The organism is Rossellomorea sp. ABR4_012 (assembly GCF_056159545.1).
The window spans coordinates 147064-163469 of sequence record NZ_JBSWVK010000002.1 but is presented as its reverse complement, the minus strand read 5'-3'; the positions used below and the strand labels follow the sequence as shown (position 1 = coordinate 163469).

The 16406-nt window shown below is 44.1% G+C and carries 18 protein-coding genes; 6 read left to right on the top strand and 12 right to left on the bottom strand.

Annotated elements, in window-relative coordinates:
- Positions 1-28: 28 nt before the first annotated feature.
- From abc-f to queF, 7 genes are all read right to left on the bottom strand, one after another.
- Positions 29-1915: a ribosomal protection-like ABC-F family protein gene (abc-f, locus tag ACXAFV_RS10405; RefSeq protein WP_475126308.1), complete on the bottom strand. Its 1887-nt coding sequence runs from the start codon at positions 1913-1915 to the stop codon at positions 29-31.
- Between the two features lie 341 nt (positions 1916-2256).
- Positions 2257-2370, bottom strand: coding sequence for an RAxF-45 family protein (locus ACXAFV_RS10400; RefSeq protein WP_098151160.1), 114 nt, complete (start codon positions 2368-2370; stop codon positions 2257-2259).
- Between the two features lie 81 nt (positions 2371-2451).
- On the bottom strand, positions 2452-4164 hold the full coding sequence (locus ACXAFV_RS10395) for a DUF2339 domain-containing protein (protein WP_475126307.1): 1713 nt from the start codon (positions 4162-4164) through the stop codon (positions 2452-2454).
- A 397-nt stretch (positions 4165-4561) separates the two neighbouring features.
- On the bottom strand, positions 4562-5410 hold the full coding sequence (locus ACXAFV_RS10390; protein ID WP_475126306.1) for a YitT family protein: 849 nt from the start codon (positions 5408-5410) through the stop codon (positions 4562-4564).
- A 343-nt stretch (positions 5411-5753) separates the two neighbouring features.
- Complete coding sequence (locus tag ACXAFV_RS10385; RefSeq protein WP_475126304.1) at positions 5754-6653, bottom strand: EamA family transporter; 900 nt, start codon at positions 6651-6653, stop codon at positions 5754-5756.
- A gap of 76 nt (positions 6654-6729) precedes the next feature.
- Complete coding sequence (locus ACXAFV_RS10380; RefSeq protein ID WP_475126302.1) at positions 6730-7587, bottom strand: TVP38/TMEM64 family protein; 858 nt, start codon at positions 7585-7587, stop codon at positions 6730-6732.
- 171 nt (positions 7588-7758) lie between these two features.
- Positions 7759-8256, bottom strand: coding sequence for a preQ(1) synthase (gene queF / locus ACXAFV_RS10375; RefSeq protein ID WP_475126300.1), 498 nt, complete (start codon positions 8254-8256; stop codon positions 7759-7761).
- Between the two features lie 436 nt (positions 8257-8692).
- On the opposite strand from queF, the gene ACXAFV_RS10370 reads away from it, so the two are divergent.
- The 3 genes from ACXAFV_RS10370 (at position 8693) to ACXAFV_RS10360 (ending at position 10538) form a co-directional block, all read left to right on the top strand.
- Positions 8693-9358, top strand: a complete 666-nt coding sequence (locus tag ACXAFV_RS10370; protein WP_475126299.1) for a cobalamin B12-binding domain-containing protein — start codon at positions 8693-8695, stop codon at positions 9356-9358.
- A gap of 89 nt (positions 9359-9447) precedes the next feature.
- Positions 9448-9945: a hypothetical protein gene (locus tag ACXAFV_RS10365; protein WP_475126297.1), complete on the top strand. Its 498-nt coding sequence runs from the start codon at positions 9448-9450 to the stop codon at positions 9943-9945.
- A 35-nt stretch (positions 9946-9980) separates the two neighbouring features.
- Positions 9981-10538 carry a beta-class carbonic anhydrase gene (locus ACXAFV_RS10360; protein ID WP_475126296.1) on the top strand — a complete coding sequence of 186 codons (558 nt, stop codon included), beginning with the start codon at positions 9981-9983 and terminating at the stop codon, positions 10536-10538.
- Positions 10539-10946: 408 nt separating this feature from the next.
- Here the strand turns inward: ACXAFV_RS10360 and ACXAFV_RS10355 are convergent, their stop codons facing one another.
- On the bottom strand, positions 10947-11660 hold the full coding sequence (locus tag ACXAFV_RS10355) for a 5-formyltetrahydrofolate cyclo-ligase (RefSeq protein WP_475126295.1): 714 nt from the start codon (positions 11658-11660) through the stop codon (positions 10947-10949).
- A gap of 118 nt (positions 11661-11778) precedes the next feature.
- Between ACXAFV_RS10355 and ACXAFV_RS10350 the strand changes: the two genes are divergently transcribed.
- Positions 11779-12231 carry a DUF2269 family protein gene (locus tag ACXAFV_RS10350; RefSeq protein WP_475126294.1) on the top strand — a complete coding sequence of 151 codons (453 nt, stop codon included), beginning with the start codon at positions 11779-11781 and terminating at the stop codon, positions 12229-12231.
- 301 nt (positions 12232-12532) lie between these two features.
- On the opposite strand, the gene ACXAFV_RS10345 is transcribed toward ACXAFV_RS10350, so the two are convergent.
- The 4 genes from ACXAFV_RS10345 to ACXAFV_RS10330 form a co-directional block, all read right to left on the bottom strand.
- Complete coding sequence (locus tag ACXAFV_RS10345; protein ID WP_475126293.1) at positions 12533-12805, bottom strand: DUF1450 domain-containing protein; 273 nt, start codon at positions 12803-12805, stop codon at positions 12533-12535.
- 31 nt (positions 12806-12836) lie between these two features.
- Positions 12837-13136: a DUF3817 domain-containing protein gene (locus ACXAFV_RS10340; RefSeq protein WP_475126291.1), complete on the bottom strand. Its 300-nt coding sequence runs from the start codon at positions 13134-13136 to the stop codon at positions 12837-12839.
- A 310-nt stretch (positions 13137-13446) separates the two neighbouring features.
- The gene (locus tag ACXAFV_RS10335; protein WP_475126289.1) at positions 13447-14037 is read right to left on the bottom strand and encodes a histidine phosphatase family protein; all 591 of its coding nucleotides are present in this window, start codon (positions 14035-14037) and stop codon (positions 13447-13449) included.
- A 100-nt stretch (positions 14038-14137) separates the two neighbouring features.
- Entirely contained in the window at positions 14138-14458 is a 321-nt protein-coding gene (locus ACXAFV_RS10330; RefSeq protein ID WP_475126287.1) for a phospholipase, read from the bottom strand.
- Positions 14459-14622: 164 nt separating this feature from the next.
- On the opposite strand from ACXAFV_RS10330, the gene ACXAFV_RS10325 reads away from it, so the two are divergent.
- Together ACXAFV_RS10325 and ACXAFV_RS10320 are read left to right on the top strand one after the other, a co-directional pair.
- Positions 14623-15126: a peroxiredoxin family protein gene (locus ACXAFV_RS10325; RefSeq protein WP_475126285.1), complete on the top strand. Its 504-nt coding sequence runs from the start codon at positions 14623-14625 to the stop codon at positions 15124-15126.
- A gap of 133 nt (positions 15127-15259) precedes the next feature.
- A complete protein-coding gene (locus tag ACXAFV_RS10320) occupies positions 15260-16282 on the top strand; it encodes an NADP-dependent oxidoreductase (protein ID WP_475126284.1) in 1023 nt (340 codons plus the stop codon).
- Positions 16283-16406: the final 124 nt, after the last annotated feature.

Genomic DNA, 16406 nt, shown 5'->3' with positions numbered 1-16406 from the left:
GTCCAATAAAGGTGCGGCTGCCTAATTCCTACAAACACTCTTCCAGCAGTTCGTATTTTTCATCTCTGATTTTTTCCAGCTTTTCTTTTTCGCTATACAGCTCCTGAAGGACTTCCAAATCCACCGTAGCCAGCAGCTTTTCTTCAATCATAGAGATTTGCGCCTCCAACTCTTCTAACTCTTTTTCCACCTCTTCAATGCAAATGGGCGGATCGGGGCGCTCCTCGTTTTCACGAACAGGAGCCATTTGCTTTTTCATCATCTCTTTTTTTTCTTCATTTGAAGGAGCCAGTTCGGCCAGTTTCTGTTTCGCCCAGCTGTAAGGTCCTTGGAATGAATATAGTTTCCGGTCATGAATCCAATACGTTTTATGAAAGATTTTATTTAAAAAGTAGCGGTCATGCGAAACGGCGAGAATGGTACCTTTGAAGTCTTCCAGGGCTTCTTCAAGCACTTCCCTTGAGTCGATATCCAAATGGTTCGTCGGTTCATCAAGCACCAGGAAATTAATGTCCTGATGCATCAGCTGGGCCAGCCGAAGCCTCATCTTTTCTCCTCCGCTCAGCTGCCCAACCTTCCTGAATACATTCGGTCCGTAAAAAAGGAATTTGGCAAGGATATGGCGGGCATCACCCTCTGTCACTGCGACCTCTTCCCGGAATGCGTCAATTAGGCGGGCTGAAGGATCTGCCACGGTAAAATGCTGGGACAGATACCCGAGCTTTACGTTGCTTCCGATTTTCACTTCCCCGGAATCCCAGCTTTCATTTCTGAGGAGCATTTTGATGATGGTGGATTTACCCGTCCCATTCTGTCCGACGATTGCCGTACGGTCTTTGTAATGGACCAGCATATCGGCACCGCTGAATAGCGTTTTTTCACCAAACGACTTCGTCACATCCTTCATGGAATAAACCACTTTTCCGCTTCGGTCCGTCTCTTCAAATTCCAACCCCATCTTCTTGCGTTCAAGAATCGGACGCTTGATTTTCTCCATCCGCTCTAGAGCCCTTTCCATATTGCGAGCACGCTTATGGAGCGCCTCATTCGGGGGATTTGCCTGATTGGCCCATTCTTTCAGCCTCTTGATTGCTTCCTTCATCTTCTTGATTTTCTTCTGCTGTTCCTGATACGCCTGGAACTCCAGCAGCAGCCTCTCTTCCTTCTCTTTCACAAAACCGGAGTAGTTTGCATGATATATCGTCAGCTCTCCGTCTTCCAGGTCAAACACCTTGGTAATGACATTGTCGAGAAAGTACCTGTCATGCGAGATACACATGACCGTGCCATCATACTCTTTCAAGAAGTCCTCCAGCCACTCGACCGCCCCGATATCGAGATGGTTCGTCGGTTCATCAAGCAGCAGCAGATCAGGCTTCTGAAGCAAAATCAACCCGAGACACAGCTTCGTCTGCTCACCGCCGCTGCATTGATTGAAGTCCTTCCCCAACAGTTCATTGATTTCCAGCCCATTCGAGATTTTCGCTATATTCGACTCAATCTCATACCCTCCGGAGAGTGTGAATGAATCCTGCAGCTTCCCGTACTCCTCAAGCATTCGGTTCAGCTTGTCAGGATCCCCCTCTCTCCCCATTTTATTTTCAAGTTCTTTCAAACGCTCCCCGGTCTGGAGCAAGTCAGAAAAAGCCGACCTCAGTACATCCAACCCCTTCGTTCCTTCCGGATATTGCGGAATCTGGGCAAGATAGCCTACCTTGGCTCCTTTCTTCAAATGAACGAGTCCTGTATCAGGCGTCTCCACCCCGGACAACAATTTAAAGATCGTCGTCTTTCCTGTACCGTTCCGACCGACCAACCCGATTCGGGCTCCTTCCGGGATCTCGAACGATAATTTTTCAAATATCAAATTCCCGCCAAACATTTTACTTAATTCCTGTGCACTGCATAGTATCATTTTTCCTCTTCCTTTCAAGTTCTTTTATTTATGGGTAAGAGGCTCTCTCAATAAATCTTTTCGTAGTCTATAAACCTGGTGATTACTGCTAAAGTTCGTCAAAACCAAACAAACTCCTTGCATGCAATATTCCAACCCGCAGCCGTCTGGAAAACAGTCTTCAATCTTACGAGTCTGCTCATCTATTTGTATACATAAAAAAGCCGCAAGTAAGACAAGGCTTCTCTCGCGGCTTTTAATAAAGGGCATGAAAAAAGAGAGCTGGACGCCCTCCATTTCCGATCCTTTTATAGAAAAGTGGTTGGAACCTGAGACCTCTTACCGTTCAGTGATTTTCATATTCATTTGCTAAAAAAGGGCATACGTGTCCCCTTGAATGCAAATGCATGAAAAATTGCACGGCAGATATAAATAAAGTCTAAGTACTTACCACGCAATCCAACAGAACGATTCATCTCAAATTCCACCTCCTTTTCCTTTTGACGATAGTGTATACGATCATTATATAATTATTCAGAAAGCTTTTGCAACTTGTTTTACCGTTTTTTGTACAAAATCCGCGACAGTACCAGACCTACGACACCAATCGGAATGAGGATCATCGCCCTGATTGTGAAGTCAAGGAACACCAGATCTGCAAAGAAGAATTTTACCAATGCCAGCGCAAGAAAGCCAATACCCGCCCATCGGTAAAAAGCATCCTTCCTGCTCTCCCCGACCACCAGGTACACAATCGAAAGCACTGCAATCGCGACGGTGAATGCCGTCGTTCTCGGCGTGTATCCCCAGCCGATGACGATGAAATCAGTCGCTCGCATCACAAAGGAGAACGCGATGATCGTCAGCGCCGATTTTAAAAGGATCACTGGTATCCCGGTAAAGGCTGTGCCCGTCTTCCTAAAATGGTCAAGCAGATACAAGTATCCGAAAACGATGAGGAAGATCGGAAGCTCCACACTCAGAAAATCGTAAGACGGCCCGAATCCCACCCCAAGCAGCGAATACAGGATAAGAATGATGGACCCCGCAAGGCTGATATGGCTCTTTCTTTTTCCAGCAAGCCATAACAATGCCGCTGCCTGAAGCGCGACCAGGATGAATGTCCAATCATAATCAAGCCAGCCAAAAATGAATAACAGGATATGAAGGAATCCAAGGACGAGCAGGACATCCTTTGTTTTCTTCTTCTCAGCAGGCTCCAGGAATGAAATCCCGATATACACCACTGCGAAGATGGCGTAATAATAAAGGGGGATTCCCGTAAAAGCATATACATCGTTCAACAATGCGAGAAGGATGAAGGTACCTGAAACAACTGCCGGGATCATTTCCGCACTGACACGCTCATCCCTGTTGAGGACGATCAGCAGCAAAATGTATGCATGCTGGATGGCAAACGGAATCAGGATTGTAAAGGTGATTTCCCCTACACCAAATGCTGCAAAGAAAAACAGTGTGAAATACAACAGGTAATAGTGAATATTCCAGGCGATCCTGTACCTTTTCCAAGTACTGAACGTGACCAGCACAAAGAACATCAGGAGTTGATATCCGTAAAATAACCATTCATTCCTCGCATCCCCGGCAAAGATGAACGGGAACAAATATGCGCCGACACCGATCAAACACAGCATCAGCTGGGATGCATGCTTATGCGAAACCCAAAGACCTGTCAAAATGATCAGGAGTAACAAGAGGTTCGTCACGACTCCCGGAATGAACCCGTACAAAATATTAGCAGAGAAAAGAGTAATGATAGCAAGGACAATGCTTCCCGATAACAGGGTGATGCCCAGTCTGCGCTGATCTTTAATATAGCGCTCACCCAGGATGAACATCGCAATACTGACGATGGCCCCGGTCAGCACCCTGAATCCAGGCGTCAGCCATCCGTTCTGGGATGCCGCCATGAATCCCCACACACTCCCGATCAATAGAACAAATAAAAACACTTTCGGCAGCCAGCGTTCCACTGAGAAATCAAACGCTTCTTTTGGTTTTTCAGTATTTGATTTGCTCGGGATGGCATCTTGTGACAAGGGGCCATGATGTGACTTGGCCGGGACGGCTCCTTGTGGCAAGGGGCTGTCATGCGACTTGTTTATATGAGGCTTTTCTTTTTGTTGACTGACCGGCGGCGGATCATCTGCTGCATGCTTCGCCTTCATAAGCTGAATCTTCACTAAATTCAACTCCTTCTCAAGCGAATCGACGCGCCTTTCCAGCCGTTCTAATTCTTCCCTTTCCATACTCCCACCTCCTTACTGTTATTTATACAGTACGGTATGAGATATTTCCTTTCTTTTTTAGATATTTTTCGAGTTTGTTTTTAATTGTTTGAGGATATTCATGTGAGTTTATTAAAAAATAGGGGCAGTTGAGGAGAAATCAGATTAAAAAGAAGCGTAACGGTTATACCCTATTGGGTGTTTAAGCTATTTTAAGAGCGAGGTCGTTGAGTTTATGGGCGAAATCCGGCATATATGGGCGAAAATTTGTTTTTATGGGCGAAATCTGAAATATATGGGCGAACTGTCAAACACTCGACATTATCCGACACCACCAGTCTGCCATATACCCCCTGCCAAGATTTCGGGCAAATCCACAAAAAAGCCCCACCCCCAGACCAGGGCGGAGCTCCAAACATTATGCCAATCTTTTAAAATTCTGTCCTAATATCTCATTCATCGTATGCACCGTGATAAATGCACGGTTATCGATCTGTGTGATGAATCCTCTCAACTTGGAGAAATCTTTACGGCCGAGGATCGTGGTGATCACTTCTTTCTCATCCGAAGTGAAAGCCCCTTTTGCCGTATGGATCGTTGCACCTTTACCCAGTTCATGAACGATGAAGGATTTGATTTCATCACTGTATTTGCTGATAATCACAATTTCCTTGTTTGAATTGAACTGCTGCAGGGTATAGTCGATAACGAGTCCGTTCAGGATGACACCAAAGAACGCATACATACCAACCTGCGGGCCAAAGAGTATTGCAGAGGAAAGCGCAATGGATAAATCAGCCAGCAAGACTCCTCTGCCTACTTCTATATTGAAATATTTATTAAAGATCAACGCAAGGATATCGGTTCCGCCTGTTGACGCCTGCTGGTGAAACACAATCGCCATGCCGGTTGCGGCGATGCATTGACCGATGATCAACTGGATCAGGATATCATCGCTGAGCGGCTGACTCATCGGCGCCGCAATTTCCAGCAGCCATACATAGAATGAAAGCGCGAAGCTTGCATAGATTGTTTTAGCACCGAAATTGAATCCAAGAAAAATGATCCCGACAATAAACAACAGAACATTAATGATTATCATGAACAAACCCAGGGATAAACCAGGGAACAAGTCGTTCATGATGATCGACAATCCACTGACTCCCCCTGTCGCTAAATTATTTGGCGATAAGAAAAAGTGAACATTGATGGATACAAGAAACGCACCAAGGTTCATCATTAAGAAGGATAATAATCTTTGTCGCATCACCGCAACCTCCTTTATCTTTAGTATTTTTGGTTTTTCCGTAAATGATTGAACAACGGGATTATAAAGCCCATAAACACCCTTTGTAAAGGGAATGAGGACAAAAAAATAAGGTTTAATAATTGTGACAATTGCAAGGGTTTGCATATCCCTCCCTGATAGGGTCGAGGGTTTATTTGATAATGTGTTTTATATAGGGACAATTGTATTTTTTCTAAGTTGGACCAATATTTCATTAGGATAAACCAGTGCGTATTCCCAGCTTCAAACTGATTCACCATCCCTTACACAGCAATTTCTTTATAAAAAAAGACCCTCCTCCAAAGAAGAGAGCCTTTCTAACCTAACTATATTGCTTTCCGGAATGCATCGTCTTGAAGTGCATCTGCGGGATCGCAATCCCGACCAAGATGAGGATCATCCCCACCATCTGCATGGCAGTGACATGCTCATGAAGGATCAACATAGCAGACACGATTGCTGCCGGCAGTTCCGCTGCGCCGAGAATTGTCGTGATGCTGGAATCCAGATGCGGCGAACCGATCGCCAGGAACACAACCGGAAAAATCGTTCCAACGACCGCCACCACCAATCCGAATTCACCCATCTCAATTAACCGCGCCGGCTCTCTTATAAAAGAAGGCTGAAGTGCCAAAATTACAACCAATAGGCCGCCAAACGTGATCAACAGGCTTTTTTGGATGGTAGGCACCCCTCTAGCTACCTTTCCGCTCAAGAAAAGGAAGAGAGCAAATGTGAAGGCTGCTGCAAATCCATAAAGGATCCCAAGAATATTTTCAGCCCAGTTAAAGCCTCCGGAAGAAGCCACTCCCCCTGCCAGCAGTGTCCCCATCCATAGGAAAACAACCGAAACCAGCTTTTTGTTGGACGGCCATTTTTTTAAATAAAGGGCTTCGACCACAAGCCCGATCCATGTAAATTGAAATAGCATGACAACGGCAATCGTCGCCGGCACCTTGCTCAAACTCAGACCATAAAAAACGCCGGTCAGCGCCAGCAATATCCCGATTCCAAACAATGAGAGTATCTGCTTAGACGGAACTTTCACTTTTTTGGTAAAAAGAAATGCTGTAAGCAGCATCAAGAGCCCAAATAAATACTGGACCCCGGTAACCTCTGCGACTGTGTAGCCTTCCGCGAAACCAAGCTTCACTACAGAAGCATGGATGCCATAGCTGCTTGCGCCAACAAGTACGCATAGTGATGCGTTGATTGGTTTCATCCTGCTCCCTCCACTTCATCTATGTCTCAAGCAAGTATAATACCGGGGAGATTATTTCGGCAATAGAAATATTGGCTTATTCTTTACTTTTCAATGAGCGGCTTCCTTCATTATTCCATTTTCTTGTTATCAACATTGTCAAGGAGTAAAGAATGGCAAGGATTCCTGAGCACAAAAGGATCAATTGTGCCGGCGGTAAAGATAGATTGCCTGCGGCCGAAACCGAATAAGCCAGTATAAATGAGGTCATTAGTTTGGCGAGGGACGCAATGAATAGGAATTTTCTTATTGAAACACTCCCTAGACCTGCCCCAATACAAATGATTTCATCAGGGAGAATCGGTAATATAAATAATAAAAATAAAACGGTCGTTTCGCTTTTTGCTGTGTAATCCTGGTATTTCTCCAAATGCTTCTTTTTCACCAGCTTCTGCGCCAGTTTTTTCCCTCCGGACCGGGCAATGAAGAACATGACGGCAATACCGGAGCATGTGCTGAAATAGCTTAAATAAGCTGCTGGGAAAGATCCGAAAACGGCACTGCCTGCCGGCACGGTAACAGCTTCCGGCAAGGGAAGGAGAATCGGCTGAAGAAAGCAGATGATGATGAATATGAATTTAGCGGACGAATCATATTCTATTAGAAGGGACTCAAACCCCTGGGCATCTACCAATGCAGTGAATTGTGTGATGTAATGAATGATGAGGAACAAAAGCACTATACATACTAAACTATAAAGACCCAATCGTGCTGCCTTTAAATAAGTGTGTTTCTTTCTCCACAAAGAGATGCATTCAATTGACAGGATGCTGATCATCAAGTACGTGATTGCTTGTTTCAAAAACACGGCTGGCAATAAAGGGAGGAACAGAAAGACAACCAATGCTGCCAGAAGCAGATGTGCTATCAAAGGAAGGACATGCTTAATTTTCATACAATCACTTCTTCTCTTTTATTCTGAGTTTAAATATATTGTAAGAAAAAGCAGGTAGTGCCGACACGAGCTCAAGTATGATAATGTACTGCGACCCTAGACTGAGCTGCAAATATAAAAGGCCCGTCCCTCGCTGCTTTAAAGCAGTGAAGGACGGGCCTTCCAGCCTGATTATCGATTATCAATCTTTTCCGGATACAAATCATGATTCATGAGACGGTGATCCGCCATTGTTTCATATTTCGTACCTGGTTTTCCGTAATTGCAATACGGATCGATGGAGATTCCGCCCCTCGGCGTGAATTTGCCCCATACTTCGATGTAGCGCGGATCCATCAGTTCGATCAGGTCATTCATGATGATGTTCATGCAGTCTTCATGGAAATCACCATGATTGCGGAAGCTGAACAGGTAGAGTTTCAGTGATTTACTTTCCACCATTTTTTGATCGGGGATGTAGCTGATGTAAATGGTCGCAAAGTCAGGCTGACCCGTTTTAGGGCAGAGGCTTGTGAACTCCGGACAATTGAACTTTACAAAGTAGTCCCGGTTCGGATGCTTGTTATCGAAGGCTTCGAGAATCTCCGGTGCATATTCGAACAGGTAGTTTGTTCCTTGATTTCCCAACAAGGTAATATCTGTTAATTCTTCGTCTTTTCTTCCTGACATATAAAAATCCTCCCTTTAATTGTACTCAAACTAAAGGAGGACATAGCATTAGCCTATGATGGACGGTAACAATCTCTAATTTTGCAATTATTGTTATCGACTGTTACGCTTAATGGATAATGGTTTTGCAGAATCCGGCAGCCATCAGCTTCATAGAAACATAGTTTTTTATAGAGGGTTAATGCTATGAACCTCTCTCAATAAATGTGAGCGACTTATAGTTGTACAGTCGTAATAATAAATAAGAATGCAGAGAAAGTCAATATTCTCTTAGTGCTTCCTTCATCGAATATTGTTGTTTATCTGAGTAGGCTGGGGTAATTTTTCCCATTTTGCAAACGTACACTGCAAGGAGCTTTCATGAAGGATTTTAACCGTATATGTGGAATATATACGTAGTTGTCTTTCCTCAATTTTTCTAGGGGGTTTTTAAAAAATGAAACAGCTTGTCCCCGCTTTTACCAAGGCTATACTGAAGGGTGATGTTCAATCGGCAACAGAACTCTATTCATCTTCGATTCAATCTAAAGTAGATCCGCTTACTTTTTATGAATCGGTTGTTAAACCATCAATGTATCGTATTGGTGATCTTTGGGAGAAAAATCAAATCACTGTAGCAGATGAGCATTTAGCAACTGCTACCTTAAAATATTTACTTGCAAGCGTCTATACCCCATACGAAGTGTCAGAACGCCTCCCGAAAGGACTTTTGTTCTGTATCGAAGGCGAGCAGCACAGCTTGGGACTGGAACTTGCAAATGAGATTTTCAAAGAACAGCATTGGAATACACGCTACCTGGGAGCGAATGTTCCCGTTAAGGATGCAGTGACCTTCGTCAAAGCCTGGAAGCCCCAGGTAATCGCAATCTCAATCGGCATGACGACGGCGATGTCACAGCTAAAGGACTGCCTCGAACAAATCGAGAAGGTGCAGCCCGATGTCAAGATCCTGGTTGGCGGAAGGCTCATTTCCCATTACAATCTGGATTTTTTGAAAAGGGAGTCAATCACTACCTTCCATGATTTAAGAGAGTTAAATGATTATTTAGAGGAGCATGCTGAGCAATTCCTTGCTCTTATGGAAGAAAAAATATCAAATTAAAGGTTTGTCTCACAATTACCCGAATTCTCCGATCAACCCGGAAATTCAGAGGCAATGGAGTCCGTTAACCTTCCACAAGGAGGGATACTGTGGAAAATCTCGATTTTTGCCCGATTCCCTATCTTATATTAGATAGAAAACTAAATGTATTGGATGCATCCGAATCAGGGTATTCACTTTTACACCGGGGCGGAAATTTCTTATCGATCCTTGAAGAAGAAAGCTCCCCAAAGTTTGCACGCGTCATCCATAAGGATCTTTCAGGAAAGATGGAAGTGAACCTAAAGAAAGCTTCTTCATTTGAACTTGTGGACCTTTTCTATCAATTCTCAGATGTTCAGCAGCGCTTTCATATGGCTGTCATCTCAAAAGACAACGACTATCAAAAAGTTTCGCAGCAGATGAATGGCCTGTTTGACCGGCTGGGGGAATCGAATATCATCAGAAAAGATACTAACCACAGAGAGGTATTGGCAAGCGTTTCTTCTCTCTATATGAAACTCGCCAATACAAGTGAGTGGAATAGGGAAGAAGTCATGGATAGAGTGAAAGAAATTGAAATTCTGCTTATGAAAAATGTACAATAGAGGAGTATATCATTTCAGAGTTGGGAGAATCGAATATGACTTTACTTGGAAATTTGCTTGAGTACAATCAGAAATTTGTTGAAGAAAAATCATATGAAGAGTATAAAACGACTAAGTTTCCTGACAAACGTCTCGTTATTTTAACGTGTATGGATACCCGCTTGGTCGAGCTTCTTCCTAAATCAATGAATATGAAAAACGGTGACGTGAAAATCGTCAAAAATGCCGGAGCGGTTGTCGCTCACCCATACGGAAGTATCATGCGAAGCCTTTTAGTGGCAGTGTATGAGCTTCAGGCGGACGAAGTCCTGGTCATCGGGCATCACGATTGCGGCATGAGTGCGATCAACAGCGAACAAATCATCGGCAAAATGAAGGATCGCGGTATCGATGAAGATACCTTAAATACCCTGAACTACTCAGGAATCGACCTTCACGATTGGCTGAAGGGCTTCAGCTCTGTTGAAGAAAGTGTTGGGCACAGCGTGGACATGATCCGAAATCATCCGTTGATGGATAAAAACATCCCTGTTCACGGCCTTGTCATCTCTCCTGAAACAGGAAAGCTTGATTTGGTGGTCGAAGGTTATTAAGTTTTTTAAAGAAGGACAGCCCCTTATCATGAGGGGCTGTCCTTCTTCTTTATAGATTCTCCTAACACGTAATCAAGCGGGAATTCTCGATAGTAAATGCGTCTTTTTGATAATAAGTCTTTGATTTAAATATAATGGGTCCGTTTTCAAAAATAGAATTTCCGGTTTCAATAATAAAAAGTCGTTTTTCGATATTAAATCTTTAAGTTTCGATAATAAATTCTTCATTTTCGATAATAAACGAACTATCCGACACGCCTGGCTGTAGCTTCTTTAGCTAAAAGACGTTATTTCTAAGGAAAAACTGACATGTAAGATACCATTTAAGATAAAAAATTCATTTATAGGTATTTACCTAAAAAAACAACCTTTAATCTAAAAAAACCTCCTCACCCAAACAAAAAACCTCTAATTCTTTGAAAACTCCTTCAACTCCCGTAAAATAGGCATCTTTTCCATTTCATCCTCGCTGACATGGTCCCACTCAATCCCTTCAGGCTTCTCGTAAGGTGTATGTGTCTCCATTCCACCCTTCTCGGTAAAAATCCAATCAACCGCCAGGTCAAATGAGTCTCTCGGAATATCATCCTCGACCAGCTGCTCGCTATTGATCGTTGTGATGACGGGAACCGGTTTATTTCCAATTTCGCGCAGAATCGCATATTCTCTATCGGCATACCCCTCTCCTTTCCCAAGCCTTCTTCCGTCTGTGTGAATCGCAACCGAGCCTACGACAATCAGGTCGATTGGAGGTATATCCGTCAGGGGGACCACCTTGCCATAAGAGTTCATGTGCTTGATGCTGGCAGCTTTCCGCTCCTCACCCTGAGGCACCCATTCAGGCTTGATCATGACAAACCCATCCTTCAGTCTAGGTGTCGGAATCAGCAGCGTTTTCTTATCTTTTAAAACAGAGGTTCTGAAAGGCAGCTGCGGCGCGTCAGGATTTACTTTAACCACTTTCGCCTTTTTATAAAAATCCATCTCCTGCACATGTTTCGCTGCCGCTTCAGCTCCTTTGAAATTCGGGATCCGATTGACCAGTGGAAACGGGAAACGTCCCAGTTTCTTTTCGGTCAGGTTATTCCAGACTTTATGGCGGATTTCATCCTTTGTTCTCACCTGTACTCCTCCTTACTATGTATAAACCTGGGATTTTTTCTAAAAAATCATGGAACTCATGACATTTTTCCTATACAATAATACCTGCATAAAATTTCCTGTATTGGAGGTGAATTACTTGTCACTCTACGGTATCATCGTATTAATTCACGTCGTGGCGGCAGTTGCGGGACTCGGCGCAAGCTTTGCGATGCCAGTCGTGATGAAGACTCCGGAAACAGCCCATCAGGCAAGATTTTCACTCGACCTCAGCAAGAAGATTGAAAACTTCGCTAAAATCGGGAGCATTGTCCTTCTGGTCACAGGTCTTGTGATGGGGATCATGAACCCCTTTCTTTTCAAAACAGGCTGGTACATCGCTTCGATCGCCATCTACATCGGTGTCCAATTCATCGTTGCAGGCATCATGCCCCGGAAGGTAAAACAAATGGCCGAGATCATTCATGCACACACAGGTGAAGATGTCCCTGCTTCCTATGGTAAAATCAATGCCGAGTTAAAACCTTACAACATCATTATACATAGTGCTGCTATCATTCTTATCATATTAATGTCGATTAAACCGTTTTAACTAAGAAAAGCGGAAGGGGTTCGTTCAGAGGCGGGTGGCATAAGACGAACCGGCCACGAAGGCGTTTTTTGCCTTCTTGGCCGGTTTGGCTTATGACATGTGCCTCTAAGCCCTGGAGCTGGACAAACAGAATAGCAGAGGCGGCTCGTTCAGCCCCAACAAGCATAAGATGAATGGGCCGGGAAGGCGTTTTTTGCCTTCTTGGACCATTTAGCTTTTGACCTCGAGGGGCTAGCCGCCGAATTATACTTATACTTTCTCTTATAATTAAAAATAAAAACCGCACAAGACCTGTGCGGTTTTATTTTTCATCAGCAACTTTTTTCATTTTTTCCAGTAATGCCTGCGAATCAGCCGCAGCCGTAAATTCCCCATCCACCAGGGCATAAGGCGACATCTTGCATTCCTTGCACCTGCTCTGACATTCGTATTCCTTATATGTGACGTTCTTCCTGCTCAAGAACTGATTATACTCAGACACATTCTCTTCTTTTAAAAAACGGTCCAGGTTCTTCTCGCAAAATTCAATAGTGACATTCTTTCTCTTCGAAAATAGTTGATTGATAAACTTCACTGATAAGACATCCTTTTTAAAAAATCCGTTCCTATTGAGTCGGAAAAGACCTCTTGATGTATCGATCAAGAATCAAGTTTCCAAAAGGAATGAACGCGACTGCAAGAGCACTGAACACCCATTTGAAGGACCATCTGATTTTTAAAGTCGTATAACCGATGACCAGCACATAGACAACAAAAAAGAAACCGTGCAAGGAACCCACGACCGTAACGGCTTCCGGAAATCCTGCCATGTACTTCAGCGGCATGGCAATGAATAATAGAATCAATAAAGAGGCGCCTTCAATAAAACCACTCAACCGGAAACGCCCTATCGCTGTTTTAAGCATATATGAAAACCTCTCTCTGGTAATCTGTTTTAACACCTCTATTATATCATTGATAGCACGAGACATGTATGACTAAGTATTGAACACTGCAGTTCTTCCGTAACTCCCTCCACTACGCTTCCCAGGAATGATCTTTCCATTTTCCCTATAAATATGGTATCTGGAGAGACTTTCTTCAGCTGAATGACTTGTATATCACAGACATGCCAGCAATAAAGGTTCTCTCTTTAATCGGAGTACGGTCGAAGTTGAACCAGAAAAGTAAAAAAGCCAGATTCAACTTATCAGGTTGAGCTGGCTTTTCTTCAATCTATAAATCTCTCAAATGGTCTGTATCATTCATGAATCGTACAGCCCGTCCTCTTTCTGTCACCTCTAACAGGTGAAGGGTGGTGTCGCCGCAGTGAAAATAGATTTCTGCATCAATCGGCATCCTCAGGAATGAGCGAAGCAGGTTGTTGATCACCCCGCCGTGAGCGACAATCGCAATTCTATCCACATTGGAATCTGCCATGATCTTTGAAAAAATCATTTCGATCCTCATACGAAATTCGATATGGGACTCTCCATTTTCCACGCTTTCATGGAGATGCCTCGGCTTTGGAATCTTCTCTGCTTCTTTAAAAGGAAGCCCTGCGAGAATCCCATTATTATGCTCCATCAAATCCCCATGATATATCAGTTCGCAGCCGACTTCTTCGGCCAGCCTCTCAGCCGTTTCCCTCGCTCTTTTCAACGTACTGCACCAAATCAAATCTGGGGGAAAATCTTCCTTCACCCGCTTTGCCATCGCCTCTACCTGCCTGACACCGCGTTCAGTCAAAGAAAAATCCGCTCTCCCCTCGTGCACATTCAAAATATCCGCTTCAGACTCCCCATGTCGAACCAGCAAAATCTCCATAAACCCCTCCAAATTTAACCATTTTCATTAACAGAGCTACATTTTATCACACTAAAGGCCCGTCCCTCAACGCTTTAACGCATCGAGGGACGGGCTTCTTCTATATCCACCTTATTGCATTTGATCTCCTATTGGCTCCCCTTCGTTCATGTCCACATTTCATACTGGTCTGCAGTTTCATATAATGATAGAAGATCAATGCGTCTCTTCCTTGTTTACTATTAAAATTCGCATATGGTTTTATTTGTGAAAGAAATTTCCGATCACAATGGCATGCCGGACCGTATCTTTCATAACACAAATCGTGCTCCATGCACGCTGCGTCCACCTCATTGATCGGTTCACCCGGTCCGCTGCAGCCGGGACCACACCATTTGTATTCAGGGAAAATACAAAACTTAGGTCTATACCTCTCCCCCATCTTCTCCCTCCCTTCTCTCTGGTGCACACTCATGACGTTTCATTTCTCACATAAAGGGAATTACACTCTATGTAAGAAATAAGAGTTGATGACTATATTGTATGCATGTCTACTCAGTAAGGTTTATTCCCGCTGAGAAAGATGCTCACTAGGAGGAATGAAATATGGCAAGCTTTCAATTAAAAGATTCTGTACCTGATTTCACACTCCCTTCAGTCGCTGGTGAAAAGTTTTCATTCGGGGAGCACCAGAAGGAACATGACAGCTGGCACCTCCTTGTTTTCTTCAGAGGAGCCTGGTGTCCGGTATGTCAGGAAGAGCTCCGTGAATTCCAAGCCAACAAAGAAAAATTCGAAGAGCTGGATGTTCACATCCTGGCCATCGCGAGCGATGATCTCGAAGACCTGCAGGAGTATGCAAACAAGGAAAATATCACATTCCCGATCATGGCAGACAAAGAACTCAAAGCCATTAAAGCCTTTGATGTTTATTACCATGGAAAGGATGCCCCGTATGATGATCACGGGGAGCATGGCGAGCCTGCTTACTTCCTTGTAAATGAAAAGGGAGAATTGATGTATCAGCAGCAGCAAACGGGGCCATTCGGACGTCCCCATCCGGATGAACTTCTCAGAACCGTAAAATATATAAAGAAGAATGTAAAATAATGATTATGATAAAACCGCTTTGACGTAAGAATCAAAGCGGTTTTTTACATATTGTCGAAGCCGATTCTTTGTTCCCTCTGTCCTATTGTGATAAGTTTCAATAAACCAAACTAATCAAAGGAGGAAAAAATATATGCTCCCAAAAACCCAGCAGCAAATCCAACTTGTTTCCCGACCTGAGGGTATGCCCTCTGAACGAGATTTTCTTTACCAAGAGATCGAGGTCCCTGAGCCTTCTCAAGGCGAAGTTCTCATCAAAACGCTATATCTTTCAGTCGATCCATACATGCGGGGGAGAATGTCCGATGCCAAATCCTATGTAGAGCCTTTCGCACTGAATGAAGCTCTTTCCGGAGGGGTCGTGGGTGAAATCGTGGAATCTAAATCAGAACATTTCAAAAAGGGCGATTACGTCGTCGGCATGCTTCCATGGCAGGAATATTCACTGGCCAATGAAAAAGCAGTTCGTTCCGTCAATCCGGATATCGCTCCGCTCTCCACCCACCTGAGTGTACTCGGATTAACTGGGCTGACAGCATACTTCGGACTGCTCGACATCGGCCAGCCTAAGAAAGACGAAACCGTCGTCGTATCAGGGGCAGCCGGAGCAGTGGGATCCGTTGTGGGCCAAATCGCAAAAATCAAAGGTGCACGGGTCGTCGGAATTGCAGGATCTGAAGAAAAGGTGCATTACTTGAAAGAAACTCTCGGATTCGATGAAGCCATCAACTATAAACAAACCGCCAATATCTACAACGCACTGAAAGAAGCATGCCCAAACGGTATCGACGTCTACTTCGAAAACGTCGGCGGAGAGATCGGCGATGCTGCCATCAGCCTGCTGAATAAACACGGACGCGTGCCGGTTTGCGGGGCTATTTCTTCCTATAATAAAACCGACAGAGATCTCGGACCGCGCGTACAGACGAAACTGATCAAATCGAGCGCCCTTATGAAAGGATTCGTTGTCAACGACTACAGCGACCGCTTTAAAGAAGGAGCCACGCAGCTCGGCCAGTGGCTGGCAGAAGGAAACCTTCAATACGAAGAAACCATCACTGAAGGCTTCGAGAACGTAACAGACGCTTTCCTCGGGCTGTTCCAAGGGAAAAACCTCGGAAAGCAGCTCGTTAAGGTCGCAGAGCCGACTAAATAATTTTATCCAAGGAGGTTCCTTTATCAAAATAAGGAGCCTTTTTCTTTTTCGGCACATCCCCATGTTTCCTCCTCTCTCGCACCGGGAAATGAATCAGTAATCAATTCATCTAGGAGGAATGAAC